This window comes from Pseudarthrobacter humi (genome assembly GCF_024294965.1).
GTDB classification, from domain to species: Bacteria; Actinomycetota; Actinomycetes; order Actinomycetales; family Micrococcaceae; genus Arthrobacter; species Arthrobacter humi.
The window spans coordinates 380,499-393,572 of record NZ_JANCLV010000002.1; the positions used below are offsets into that span (position 1 = coordinate 380,499).

Below are 13,074 nucleotides of genomic sequence, written 5' to 3' on the forward strand. Positions count from 1 at the left end.
GCTTGGCCCATGGCTCCTCTTCACACTTTCGCCGGGAACACTCCGGCCGTCCACGAATCCGCCTTCGTCGCCCCGACAGCGTCGATCATCGGCAACGCAACCCTCGCAGAAGAGTCCAGCGCGTTCTACGGTGTCTCGGTCCGGGCTGACACTGCAGCCATCAGCGTGGGCGCCGGCAGCAACCTGCAGGACAACGTGGTGCTGCACGCCGATCCGGGCTTCCCCTGCACAGTCGGGGCCGGGGTCAGTGTGGGACATGCCGCCGTCGTCCATGGCTGCACCGTGGAGGACGACTGCCTGATCGGCATGGGTGCCACCGTGCTTAACGGCGCGGTGATCGGCACCGGCTCGCTCGTGGCAGCCGGCGCCGTTGTCCTGGAGGGGACTATTGTGCCGCCCCGGTCACTCGTCGCCGGGGTCCCCGCAAAGGTACGGCGGGAACTCACGGACGAGGAGTTCGACGGCGTGAAGGCCAACGCCGCCCGCTACGTCGAACTGGCCCGGGCGCACCGGGAACTGCACGGCTAGTCCCACCTGCTCAGTCCAGGCTGATCGGGCCGATCGAGTCCAGGAGCTCACCCGGCCCGGGGTTGCCAGGCGCGGATGAACCGCCCAGGTGGTTCACCACACCCCAAACCGCGTTCAGGCCGGTGGTTACGGCGCCTTCGGCCCAGCCCGCGGTGAAGGACACATCGTCACCGGCGAGGAAGATCCCGCGCTGGGATTCGGGCAGTTTGTCCTGCTTGAAGTGCGTGAAGAGTCGCTGCTGGTAGCGGTAATGCCCCGGCAGGTTCGCTTTGAAGGCACCCATGAAGTTGGGGTCCGCTTCCCAGGAAACGGTGATGGGCTGGCCCACGATGTGGCTGGCGATGTCCACGCCCGGGTAAATCTGCTCGAGCGAGTGCAGCATCAGCTCAACGCGTTCGTCGGCGTCCAGCGCCAGCCATTTGAGCGCGTCATCGTTCCACGTGTAGGACAGCAGGATCACGGCAGGCTTGTCCGGGCCGTCGTCCAGGAGGTAGGTGGCCCTGTTCAGCCGGTCCGTGAGGGTCATGGACAGGACCTCATGGCCGGTGTCCGGATCAATGTCCTTCCAGAACGGCCGGTCCACCATCACAAACGTCTTGGATGACTGCATGTAGTGCGAACGCTCGATCGCGGTCCACAGTTCGGCCGGGAACAGTGCCTCCTCGGTGTGGATGCGTGTGGACAGCAGCCAGGACTGGCACGTGGTGACCACGGCGGGGTAGCTGGCTTCGCGGCCCCAGCGTTCCCGGATCCGGAGGTCGCCGTCGGCATCGCGGCTGATCCTGTCCACAGCCCCGCGGGGTGAGCCGGAGTGGAGCGACGCCAAGGACGTTCCGTCGGGCCAGTGGGCCATGCCCGACGGCGCGTGCTGCCACAGTGCCTCAGGCAGCCGTTGCGCTCCCCCGCTGATGAGCCGGTGCTGGTCATCGGCGTCGGTGTAGACCACGCGGAGGATTTCCAGGATGGAGTTGGGGAAGTCGGTGTCCCAGCCACCGGTGCCGAAACCCACCTGGCCGAAGGCCTCACGGTGCGCAAAGCCGGCTTCCTTGAATGACTCGCTCCCGGCTATGAACCCATAGAAGGTCTGCTCGTCCATGAGCGGCAGCAGCTCGTTCCAGAGGTCCTTAATCCGGCCCGTGTCCCGGGCCCGGATGGCTTCCTGCATTTCGACGAACTTGGCGCCGTCGTTCACGGCTGCCTTCCAGGCGTCGGCCACCTCGCGGAAGAACGGCGGCAGGTCCTGGGCGGTCTCGGCGTAGTACTTCTGGCCAGCCAGTTCGATCACGGTGCTGGACGTGACGGGTGCCAGCGGGTTGGGGAAATCCTGGGTGTCCAGCCCTAGCAGGTCCACGTAGTGGTAGAAAGCCCTGCCCGACACGGGGAACCGCATGCCGCCCAGATCGGCCACCACGCCGGGAGCGGACGGAAAACCGGCCGTCCGCAAGCGGCCGCCGATCTGGTCGGCTTCATAGATGACAGGGCGCAGGCCCAGCTTCATCAGTTCGTAGGCCGTGACGAGGCCCGAAAGGCCCGCCCCTACAACTGCCACCTCGGTGCCGTACAGCTCCGGCGGAACCGCGCCGAGCCCTGCCGGGCGGGCGAGGTAGTGGTCGTAGCTGAACGGAAAATCGGGGTTCAGCATGGTGATGGGGCCAGCCTGTGTGCTGGACGGGTCAGAGGCCGGGAGTTCGGTGGCGACGGTCATGAAAGCTCTGCCTTAGTTTGTTCGGGCGTGGACAGCGTTGAAGATTCCTGCCTGTTCAGCTCACGGTATTCCTCGTGGCTCAGCGCCGCTACCCTGGAGTTCCGTCGACCGTAGCCGAAGTAGGCCGCCAGGCCCACCAGCATCCAGATTCCGAAGGTCACCCAGGTGTCGGCGCCCAGGTTGGCCATGAGGTACGCGCACATCAGGGCGCCGAGGATCGGCGTGAGCGGAAACAGCGGGACCCGGAAGGTCCGCTTGAGTTCGGGCCTGGTGCGGCGGAGGTAGATCACGGCCACGTTGACCAGGGCGAACGCGAAGAGGGTGCCGATGCTGGTGGCGTCTGCGAGGGCACCCAGCGGGACCAGGCCGGCCGTGACTGCCACGAGGATGCCCACGATCAGGGTGCCGGCAACCGGAGTGCCGGTCCTCGCGGAGACCCGGCCGAAGATTTTTGGAATGAGCCCGTCGCGCGCCATGGAGAGAAGAATGCGGGTCTGTCCGTAAAGGACAGTCAGCACGATGCTGGCGATGGCCAGGACTGCGCCGACGGCGAAGACCAGGGCGATCCACGGCTGCCCGGTGGTTTCCTCGAGGATCTTCACGAGTGCTGCTTCGTTACCATCGAACCAGCCCCAGGGACGGGCGCCGACGGCGGCCACGGCAACCAGGACATAGATGGTGGTGACGATCAGCATGGAGAGCATGATGGCCCGCGGCAGGTCGCGCTTGGGGTTGCGGGCTTCCTCACCGGCCGTGGATGCCGCGTCGAAGCCGATGTAGGAGAAGAAGACGCTGGAAGCGGCGGCTGAGACACCGGCTGCGCCCATAGGCAGGAGAGGCTCGAAGTTGCCGGCGCTGAAGGCGGTGAAAGCCACTGCGCAGAAGAAGATCAGGATTCCCACCTTGACCACTACGATGACGGTGTTTATCCAGGCGCTTTCCTTGGCGCCGCGGACCAGCAAGATCATGGCGAGCAGAACGATGACCATTGCCGGGATGTTCACGACCCCGCCGTCTCCTGGGGGCTGGGAGATTGCGTCGGGCAGGAACTGGCCGAAGACCGCCAGGGACTCGTTCACGTACTGGCCGGCCCCAACTGCCACTGCCGCGACCGAGACTGCGTATTCGAGCACGAGGCACCAGCCACAGATCCAGGCCATGCCCTCGCCCAAAGTGGCGTAGCTGTAGGAATAGCTGGAGCCTGCCACCGGAACGAGACCGGCCATTTCGGCGTAGGACACTGCCGACAGCAAGGCGGCGAGTCCAGCGATGGCGAAGGAGATCCAGATCGCAGGCCCGGCCAAGGGAACGGATTCGCCGAGGATGACCAGGATGCCGGTTCCCAGGGTGGCGCCGACACTGATCATTGTCAGCTGGAAAACGCCGAAGCTGCGGACCAGGCGGGTTCCGCCGTGGCCTGTTTCGGCTTCATTGACCATCTGTCCGATCGGCTTGCGGCGCAGCAGCTGCGCGGCCAGGCCGGGCCGGCCGGCAGGAGGTGCCGGCCGGCGTTCTGTGTAGGTGGGCACAGTCATCGTTGACGTCCGTTCGTGAGTAGTTGTCATTTTCCCCTCGCCCAGCTTAGGCGTGTGAGCCACCTCTCACGATTGTGCAAAATGACCTATAGTGTTCTGGCATGAGACGTAATGCACAACAGAACAGCGCGCCTTCGGTAGCGCTTTCCGGCCGGGTCAGCGTTGATCTGGCCACGATTTCCAATAATGTCCGCGCCCTCCGGGCACTCACCCCCGCGCCGCATTTCATGGCGGTGGTGAAAGGCAACGCCTATGGCCACGGGCTTGTCGAAGTGGCAGAGGCTGCCCTCGCTGCCGGCGCCGACTGGCTCGGAACGGCACAGCTCACCGAGGCTCTTGCACTACGCCGCGCAGGCATCACGGCGCCGGTGCTGTCCTGGCTGTACCTCGCCACAGCGTCCAGCGAGATCATTCGCGAAGCTGTGGAAAACGACGTCGACATGTCCTTGGGCAGCCCCGCCCAACTCGACGTAGTGGCCGGCATCGCCCGCACGCTCGGAAGGCCGGCCGCGGTCCACCTTGAGCTGGACAGCGGGTTGAGCCGAGGCGGCGCACGCGTGGAAGACTGGCCTGACCTTGTGGCCGCTGCACGCGACGCCGAACTCGAGGGGACCCTCACTGTCCGGGGTATCTGGACCCACCTGGCCTGGGCCGACGTACCGGCCCACCCCGGGAACGCCGCAGCGGTGGACGCCTTCGGGGAAGCCGTACGCCAGGCCAGGGAAGGCGGCCTGGAACCGGAGCTGAGGCATGTGTCCAGCTCTGCCAACATCCTGGACCGCCCTGAATTTGCCTTCGACATGGTGCGGGCAGGGCTGGCCATTTATGGCCTGGCGCCCGCCGACCATCTTGACCCCGCGGATTTCGGGCTGCGCCCGGCCCTGACTGTCACGGCTCCCGTTGTGCTCGTGAAGAAGGTTCCGGCCGGCACCGGCGTGAGCTACGAACACCAGGCCATCACCCACGAGGCAAGGTATCTGGGGCTGATCCCCCTCGGCTATGCGGACGGCATCCCGAAAGGCATCTCGGGGCGCAGCATTGTCCAACTGGGCGGCAGGCGGGTGCCCGTGATCGGCAAGGTGTGCATGGACCAGTTCATGGTGGACCTCGGTCCGGAAGCCTGCGGAGTTTCCGTCGGCGACACGGCCGTGCTGTTCGGCGATCCGGACACCGGCGCGGCGAGCGCGGACGAATGGGGCTCGGCCATCGGCAGCCACGGCGACGAAATCATCAACCGGATAGCGCCGCGGCTGCCCAGGGCCTACGAGTGCCCCGACTACCAGGATCCCGAAGTCAGCGTGCCGCATGCCGTCTGAAGCTGCGGGAGCGGGCACCAGAGCCGCAACGGGAAGAGGCACCGGAGCCGAGCCGATCAGCGCTGTCACGTTGGAGCAGTTCCTGGACAAGTTGCCGCCGGAGTTGACGATCCTGCATGACGGCGGCAACGGTTCCGGCGTGCTGCGCTGGGTAGAGCCAAGCGAGCTGGAGGACCCCACACCGTACCTGCTCGACGGTGAGTTCCTCCTCACGGCGGGGCTGCCGTTTGTGGGCGAGGCGAGCAACCCGGCCTGGGTTGACGCGTACGTGCGGCGTCTGGTGGGAGCCGGGGTGGGGGCCCTGGGCTTCGGGCTGGAACCCTACTTCGACGCAGTGCCGGAGGCACTGGTGAAGGCCTGCATCCGGCATAACCTGACGCTGGTTGAGGTGCCCGGCACTGTGCCGTTCGCTGCCATCGGGCTGGAATTTTCGCAGCTGCTCGAATCGGATAACGCCAAAGTCTTCAGGCAGCTGGCGGACATCAACCGACAGCTGATGCGCGCAGTCCTCTCCGCCCGTCCAGAGCATGAACTCCTGGCCGCCCTGGCCCAGCGGGTTCCCGTGTGGGCAGTGCTGGTCGGCGCGGACGGAAGGGTCCGCGCCAGGGCGGGCACCGGCGTCGAATTTCCCGCGCTGCAGCCGATCCTCGACCGGCTGCTCGGCGGCAGCGGCCCCCGGGTGGAAATGGATTCGTTCGACATTCCCGGATCTTTCCTGGTGTTCGGGCATCCACTGCGCAGCACGCGGGACGCCAATCTCGGCGCTTTGATTCTCGGGACGGACCAGCCGCTGACGCCCTCGCAGAACAGCGTGGTCTCATCCGCCGTCGGGCTGCTGGAACTGCTGGTCCGGCAGCGGACCAGCGGATCCCTCGCGCCGAGCCAGCTGGCCACAGCGCTGCTTCTGCATCCGGACAGCCTGGCCAGCGGCGGAACGCGGCACATCAACGGGCTCAGGGACCTGCTGGCCCAAAGCACCTCCTCCACCCGTTCGGCGCCGCTTCGAGTGGTGCAAGGTATCAAGGCGGAGCAGGGCACGTGGCCCGCGGGCGACAGTCCCGTCCGGGAGCTGCTGCAGTGGCGACGGCTGTTCGACACCAAACTCGTGGAGATCACGGACTACGGGTTCGCTGCCGTCACCCGGCTGAAGGTTGATGATGCCCTGGTCAGCGAAGTCGAGAAGCTCGGCTGGCGCCTGGTCATCGGGGATGCCACCGAACTGGCGGGACTGGCGGGAGCGTACCAGCGCGCGGCGTCGCTGCGGTCCCGCGTCCAGGCAAGCGGACAAAGTGTGCGCGTGGATGACGTCACGTGGTCAGTCGCTGGACTGTTGGGCCGCAGCGCCGGCACCATGCTTGCCACCCGGCTGCTGGAACCGGTCCTGGCGCAGGAGCCTGACCGAATCAGCTCCCAACTCAGTGTCCTGAAGTCATGGCTGGGCGAAAACGGCAACTGGGATGCGACTGCCAAAGTCCTGGGGCTGCACAGGAACAGCGTGCGGCGCCAGATCAATGCATTGGGCGAGCTGCTGGCCATGGACCTTGGTTCCGCCCAGGTGCGGGCAGAGCTGTTGATTGCCCTTCAGTACGTGGACGGCCTGGAGGACGGGATCGTTCAGATGCCCCAGGAACGGTAGACCTCCGGGCGGCGTTCCCGCAAGTAGGGCACCACCTCACGGGCTTTCCGGGCAGCGTCCGGTTCAACCTCGGCGTACAGGAGTTCGGCTTCCGGTCCCGCCGTGGCCAGCAGCGAACCATCCGGTCCGGCAATGACACTGCCGCCGAGGAATTCGCAGCCGTCCTCGGTTCCCGAGTGGTTGGCATAGGCGATGGTCAGTTGGCTTTCCAGCGCGCGGGCACGGAGCAGCACTTGGGGAACCGTCTCGAAGCCGTGCGCCAGAGCGGTCGGCACCAGCAGCAGCTCTGCCCCGCCCAGCGCGGCGGCCCTGACCGTTTCGGGAAATTCCACGTCGTAGCAGATCACCATGGATGTCCGGAACCCGTGGAAGTCGACGACGGCGGGACCCGCCTCCGCGGGGCTGAATGCCGCGCGCTCGTCGTCGCCAAAGAGGTGCACCTTTGCGTAGGTGAGGAGTTCGGCGCCTGCGCCGTCCACCAGCGTGGAGGTGATGTGCCAGCTGCCGCTTTCCGTGACCGACGGCAGGCTGTAGACCAGTCCGATTCCGTGGCGGCGCGCGATGCCTGCCAGCGCCTCCCGGATGGCGGGAAGCACGGCAGGGTCCAGCTCCGCGCGGAGCCGCAGCGGCGCGTAGCCCACGGGAAACAGCTCCGGGGTGACCAGGACTGCCGCGCCTTCCGCGGCAGCGGCGCCGGCCGCCGCATCCAGGGCGGCGTAGTTTGCCTCCACGTCGAGTACGCGGGCGTTTGCCTGCATCAGGGCCAGCAGCACCGTTACCACCTCACATGATCGGGACGGCCAATGCGTCCGCTTTTTCCAGCCTAGCCACCGGACCTGAACGGCATCCGAGGCCAATTGCACCGGCCAAGGCCCCAGGACGGACGGATCGTCCCATGAATTTGTCTCACACCGCAGACTCGTTGCGTTAACTTCTTGACTACAAGCGTCAAGATAGGGCAATCTTCTTTGCATGTCCGCAACACCGCGCTCGACGAGGAGCAAGCCCAAAAATCCAGGATCGCAGTCCGCGCTGAGGCAGTTGAACCAGCAGCGGATCATCGAGACCCTGATGGGTGGGCCCGCCACGCAGGCCGAGCTTGCGCGCCAGACCGGCCTCTCCACCGCCACCATCTCCAACATCGTCAAAATTATGCAGGATGCGGGCCTGGCGTCAACCGAACCGATCACCAGTTCCGGCCGCCGGGCACTCAATGTGCGGCTCAACAGCAACGGCGCGGTGGCTGTGGGAATCGACTTCGGGCGGCGGCACCTACGCGTGGTCCTGGCGTCCCTGAGCTACCACGTGATCGCCGAGGAATCCGTCCTGCTGCCGCTGGGCCACCAAGCCGAGGAAGGCATCCGGGCAGCCGTCGGGTTACTGGACAAACTGCTGCAGGAAAGCGGCGTGGACCGGACTCTGGTGGTGGGCGCCGGCGTCGGAATTCCCGGCCCCATCGACCGCCGGACCGGCACCGTGGCGCAGGGCGCCATCCTCCCGGAATGGGTGGGAATCAACATCCTTCACCATCTGGAGGAAACCCTCAAAATTCCCGTATTCGTTGACAACGACGCCAATCTTGGCGCCTGGTCCGAGGTTACATGGGGGCCGCATTCCGGCGTGAGCAACCTGATGTTCCTCAAGATCGGATCGGGCATCGGGGCCGGCCTGATCCTCAACGGCGCTCCCTACTACGGCACCGTTGGCATTACCGGCGAAATCGGCCATGCAACGATCCACGAGCACGGACTCGTGTGCCGCTGCGGCAACCGTGGCTGCCTGGAAACCATTGCCTCCACCACCACCATGATGGAGCTGCTGGGCCGCGGGGAAGACCCACCCCTCACACCCGCGGACATCGTGCGCAAGGCCCTTGCGCGCGACTCGGCCACGCTCAGGGTGGTGGACGATGCAGGCCTGGCAGTTGGACGCGCCCTGGGCAACGTAGCGAACCTGATCAACCCTGAAGTCATCGTGGTGGGCGGTCCCCTTGCGGGCCTGGGCGACCTCCTGCTCGACCCCATTCGGCGGGGGCTTATCCGGCATGCAGTGCCGGTGATCGGCGAGACCACCACGCTGACGATGTCCTCGCTTGGGGACCGAGCAGAGGCGTTGGGAGCGGCCGCCCTGGTGTTCCAGCATGCCGGGATCCGGCGTGCGTAGCCGTTTCGTTACCTCGGTAATTGCGTTAAAGACTTGACGACAACCCGGGTGATCCAGTTTACTTTTTCATCAGACGACCCTGCGCTTTGCTGGGCGGACAAAGAAGTCATGCATTGGAGGCGTAAGGACAAATGTCGTCCCACACCACGCACACTGACCCGGTCATCCTGGAGATGCGCTCAATTACCAAGGAATTTCCCGGCGTCAAGGCTTTGGCGGAAGTAAGCCTCCGGGTCAAGGCCGGCGAGATCCACGCAATCTGCGGCGAAAACGGCGCTGGCAAGTCCACGCTGATGAAGGTGCTTTCGGGCGTCTACCCGTACGGCAGCTACGACGGCGACATCGTGTACCAGACCGAGGTCCAGCAGTTCAAGGACATCCGCGCCAGCGAGCACGCCGGCATTGTGATCATCCACCAGGAGCTGGCCCTGATCCCGGAACTGTCCATCATGGAGAACATCTTCCTGGGCAACGAACCGACCAAACGCGGCGTCATCAACTGGGCGGAGGCCCGGCAGCGGTCTACGGAGCTGCTGGCCCGGGTGGGCCTCAGGGAAGACCCGGACACCCCCATCAAGGAGATCGGCGTCGGCAAGCAGCAGCTCGTGGAGATCGCCAAGGCCCTGAACAAGTCAGTCAAGATCCTCATTCTGGACGAGCCGACCGCTGCACTGAACGAATCCGATTCCCAGCACCTCCTCGACCTGATGCTGGGCCTCAAGGCCAAAGGCATCACTTCGATCATCATTTCCCACAAGCTCAACGAGATCGAGCAGATCGCCGATTCGATCACCATCATCCGGGACGGCAAGTCGATTGAAACGCTCGACGTCAAGGCCGACGGCGTCGACGAGGACCGCATCATCAAGGGCATGGTGGGCCGGGCCCTGGAGTCCCGCTTCCCCGACCACACGCCGAAGATCGGCGAGGTGTTCTTCGAAGTCAAGGACTGGACCGTTGGCCACCCCGCCATCCAGGACAGGCTTGTCTGCAAGGGCTCGAACTTCTTCGTACGCCGCGGGGAAATTGTGGGATTCGCCGGGCTGATGGGTGCCGGCCGCACCGAACTGGCCCGTTCTGTCTTCGGCCGCTCGTACGGACGGTTCATCGATGGCCACATCTACAAAGGCGGCAAGGAAGTCGTCCTCAAAAACGTTCGGCAGGCGATTGACGCCGGACTGGGTTATGTGACGGAGGACCGAAAGACCCTGGGTCTGAACCTGCTCGATGACATCAAGGCCACCACAGTTTCAGCGAACCTCAAGAAGATCAGCCGAAACAGCGTGGTGGACACTGCCAAGGAATTCGCAGTAGCCGAGCAGTACCGCAAGGCACTGCGTACCAAGACGCCCTCCGTGGAGGAAGGCGTCGCCAAGCTCTCGGGCGGCAACCAGCAGAAGGTGGTCCTGGCGAAGTGGATGTTCACGGACCCGGACCTCCTCATCCTGGATGAACCCACCCGGGGCATCGATGTGGGCGCCAAGTACGAGATCTACGGCATCATCCAGCAGTTGGCCAACCAGGGCAAAGGCGTGGTGGTCATCTCATCCGAACTGCCCGAACTGCTGGGTCTTTCCGACCGCATCTACACCATCTTCGAGGGCGCCATCACCGGCGTCCTGAACAAAGAGGAAGCGAGCCAGGAAAGCCTCATGAAGCTGATGACCTCCGCCCGCAAGGCCGCCTGACCCTCTGGAATCCTCCAGATCCTTCCAGATACAAGGACTGAAACAATGAACGCGCTTAAGAAGCTTTTTGGCGGCAACACCCGCCAATTCGGGATGATTTTCGCCCTGGTCGCGCTGATCATCTTCTTCCAATTCACCACAGAGGGCCGCACGCTCACGCCGGGCAACGTCATCAACCTCTTCAACGGCAACTCGTACATCCTCATCCTCGCCATCGGCATGGTGCTGGTCATCATCGCCGGTCACATCGACCTCTCCGTAGGATCCGTGGCCGCGTTTGTGGGCGTGACAGTGGCCCTGGCCATCCGCGACTGGGGTATCCCCTGGTATGCCGGAGTGCTCCTCGGCCTGCTGCTCGGTGCGCTGATCGGAGCCTGGCAAGGTCTATGGACGGCGTACGTGGGCATTCCCGCGTTCATCGTCACCCTGGCCGGCATGCTGCTGTTCCGCGGCTTCAACCAGTTCGTGGGCAAGTCCAACACCATCCCGGTACCCAATGACTTCCAGTACCTGGGTTCCGGCTACCTTCCTGAGGTTGGGCCAAGCACCGGCTACAACAACCTCACCCTGCTGATCGGCCTCGCTGCAGTCGCCTTTGTAGTCTTCAGCGAAATCCGCCGCCGCCGGACCGCGAAGGTGCTGGGTGCCGAAGTGGCGGAGACCTGGGTGGTCGTCCTGAAGCTTGTCCTGGTCTGCGCGGCCATCCTGTACGCCACGTACCTCTTCGCCACAGGCCGACCGGGCACTTCATTCCCCATCCCCGGCCTGATCCTCGCCGTCCTGGTCCTGATTTACGGTTTCGTCTCCTCCAAGACCGTGGTGGGTCGCCACATTTATGCCGTGGGCGGCAACCGGCATGCAGCCGAACTCTCCGGCGTCCAGTCCAAGAAGGTCAACTTCCTGGTCATGATGAACATGTCCATCCTGGCCGGCCTCGCGGGCATGATCTTCGTGGGCCGCTCCACCGCTTCGGGCCCGTTCGACGGCGTCGGCTGGGAGCTGGACGCCATCGCCGCAGTCTTCATCGGCGGCGCGGCCGTGACAGGCGGCGTGGGCACCGTGATCGGTTCCATCATCGGTGGCCTGGTCATGGCAGTCCTGAACAACGGCCTGCAGCTCCTCGGCGTCGGCGCCGACCTCACCCAGATCATTAAGGGCCTGGTCCTGCTGATCGCCGTGGCGTTCGACGTCTACAACAAGTCTCAGGGCAAGCGGTCCATCATCGGACTGATGATGCAGAGCTTCAACCGCCCAACCGGCGGGCCCGGCACACCCCTGCAGCCCGACGAAACCACCTCCACCAAGGAAACGATCGCCAGGGAAGCCTGAGCGATTCAGGTTCCGGAACCAATACCCCCAAAGAGAAAGTGGACCAAGAAATGCGAATGATTGGTAAAGCAGGAAAGGCAGCAGCGATAGCTGCAATCGCAGCACTGGCGCTGACGGCCTGCGGACGGGCCGAACCCGGCACCACCAGCACCACCGGAGCCGGCGGCTTCGAGAAGAACTCCTCCATCGGCGTCGCGCTTCCCCAGAAGACCAGCGAAAACTGGGTACTGGCGGAGAAGCTGTTCAACGACGGGCTCTCCGGCGCAGGCTTCAAGCCCGACGTGCAGTTCGCCAACGGCGGCGTCTCCGAGCAGCAGAACCAGATCAGTGCCATGATCACCAAGGGCGCCAAGGTCATCATTGTCGGTGCCATCGACGGCGCGCAGCTGGGCACCCAGCTGAAGCAGGCGAAGGACTCCGGCGCGACGATCATTGCCTATGACCGGCTGCTGCTCAACACCGAGAACGTGGACTACTACGTGGCCTACGACAACTTCAAGGTGGGCGTGCTGCAGGGCCAGGCGCTGCTCGACGGAATGAAGGCCAAGAAACCGACCGGCCCTTACAACATCGAGCTTTTCGCCGGTTCACCGGATGATGCCAACGCGAAGGTCTTCTTCGACGGTGCCATGAGCATCCTGAAGCCCAAGATCGACGACGGCACGCTGAAGGTACTCTCCGGCCAGGCCAGCTTCGAACAGGCCGTCACCCAGGGCTGGAAGGCTGAGAACGCCCAGCGCCGCGCCGATACCCTGCTGACCGGTTCCTATGGAACCGCTTCCCTGGACGGCGTCCTTTCACCGAACGACACCTTGGCCCGCGCTGTCCTGACTTCGGTCAAGGCCGCCGGCAAGCCGTTGCCCATCATCACCGGCCAGGACTCGGAAGTTGAATCCGTCAAGTCCATCCTTGCCGGCGAGCAGTACTCCACCATCAACAAGGACACCCGCAAGCTCGTTGAGCACGCGATCGTGATGGTCAAGGATCTCCAGGCAGGCAAGACGCCTGAGATCAACGACGACAAGTCCTACAACAACACGGTGAAGACCGTTCCCGCCTTCCTGCTGCCGCCGGTCATCGTGACCGCCGCCAACGTGAAGACGGCCTACGCGGACGATCCGGTACTGGGCCCGCTGACCAAGTAACGCGGTCCATGTAACGCGGTCCGCCGGTC

At 64.6% G+C, this 13,074-nt stretch carries 10 protein-coding genes; 7 read left to right on the top strand and 3 right to left on the bottom strand.

The features are described from left to right. Positions 1-9: 9 nt before the first annotated feature. Positions 10-528 (top strand): gamma carbonic anhydrase family protein, encoded by a 519-nt coding sequence (locus tag NFC73_RS04735; RefSeq protein WP_254748009.1) that lies wholly within the window; start codon positions 10-12, stop codon positions 526-528. A gap of 10 nt (positions 529-538) precedes the next feature. On the opposite strand, the gene NFC73_RS04740 is transcribed toward NFC73_RS04735, so the two are convergent. Together NFC73_RS04740 and NFC73_RS04745 are read right to left on the bottom strand one after the other, a co-directional pair. Further along, the gene (locus NFC73_RS04740; RefSeq protein ID WP_254748011.1) at positions 539-2,233 is read right to left on the bottom strand and encodes a flavin monoamine oxidase family protein; all 1,695 of its coding nucleotides are present in this window, start codon (positions 2,231-2,233) and stop codon (positions 539-541) included. Then, positions 2,230-3,768 (bottom strand): amino acid permease, encoded by a 1,539-nt coding sequence (locus NFC73_RS04745; protein ID WP_254748263.1) that lies wholly within the window; start codon positions 3,766-3,768, stop codon positions 2,230-2,232. Before NFC73_RS04745 ends, NFC73_RS04740 begins: the two co-directional genes overlap by 4 nt. Before the next feature lie 101 nt (positions 3,769-3,869). Between NFC73_RS04745 and alr the strand changes: the two genes are divergently transcribed. Together alr and NFC73_RS04755 are read left to right on the top strand one after the other, a co-directional pair. Further along, positions 3,870-5,084 (top strand): alanine racemase, encoded by a 1,215-nt coding sequence (alr, locus tag NFC73_RS04750; RefSeq protein ID WP_254748013.1) that lies wholly within the window; start codon positions 3,870-3,872, stop codon positions 5,082-5,084. Then, the gene (locus NFC73_RS04755) at positions 5,074-6,720 is read left to right on the top strand and encodes a PucR family transcriptional regulator (RefSeq protein ID WP_254748015.1); all 1,647 of its coding nucleotides are present in this window, start codon (positions 5,074-5,076) and stop codon (positions 6,718-6,720) included. The genes alr and NFC73_RS04755 overlap by 11 nt, the downstream gene beginning before the upstream one ends. On the opposite strand, the gene NFC73_RS04760 is transcribed toward NFC73_RS04755, so the two are convergent. Beyond that, positions 6,699-7,493: a carbon-nitrogen hydrolase family protein gene (locus tag NFC73_RS04760; RefSeq protein ID WP_254748017.1), complete on the bottom strand. Its 795-nt coding sequence runs from the start codon at positions 7,491-7,493 to the stop codon at positions 6,699-6,701. The two genes, NFC73_RS04755 and NFC73_RS04760, sit on opposite strands and share 22 nt — an antisense overlap. Positions 7,494-7,692: 199 nt before the next feature. Between NFC73_RS04760 and NFC73_RS04765 the strand changes: the two genes are divergently transcribed. From NFC73_RS04765 to NFC73_RS04780, 4 genes are all read left to right on the top strand, one after another. Next, entirely contained in the window at positions 7,693-8,883 is a 1,191-nt protein-coding gene (locus NFC73_RS04765) for an ROK family transcriptional regulator (protein ID WP_254748019.1), read from the top strand. Between the two features lie 131 nt (positions 8,884-9,014). Continuing rightward, the gene (mmsA, locus tag NFC73_RS04770; protein WP_254748021.1) at positions 9,015-10,571 is read left to right on the top strand and encodes a multiple monosaccharide ABC transporter ATP-binding protein; all 1,557 of its coding nucleotides are present in this window, start codon (positions 9,015-9,017) and stop codon (positions 10,569-10,571) included. A 45-nt stretch (positions 10,572-10,616) separates the two neighbouring features. After that, complete coding sequence (mmsB, locus tag NFC73_RS04775; protein WP_254748023.1) at positions 10,617-11,900, top strand: multiple monosaccharide ABC transporter permease; 1,284 nt, start codon at positions 10,617-10,619, stop codon at positions 11,898-11,900. Between the two features lie 50 nt (positions 11,901-11,950). Further along, positions 11,951-13,045, top strand: a complete 1,095-nt coding sequence (locus tag NFC73_RS04780) for a substrate-binding domain-containing protein (protein WP_254748026.1) — start codon at positions 11,951-11,953, stop codon at positions 13,043-13,045. The last annotated feature ends 29 nt before the right edge of the window (positions 13,046-13,074 follow it).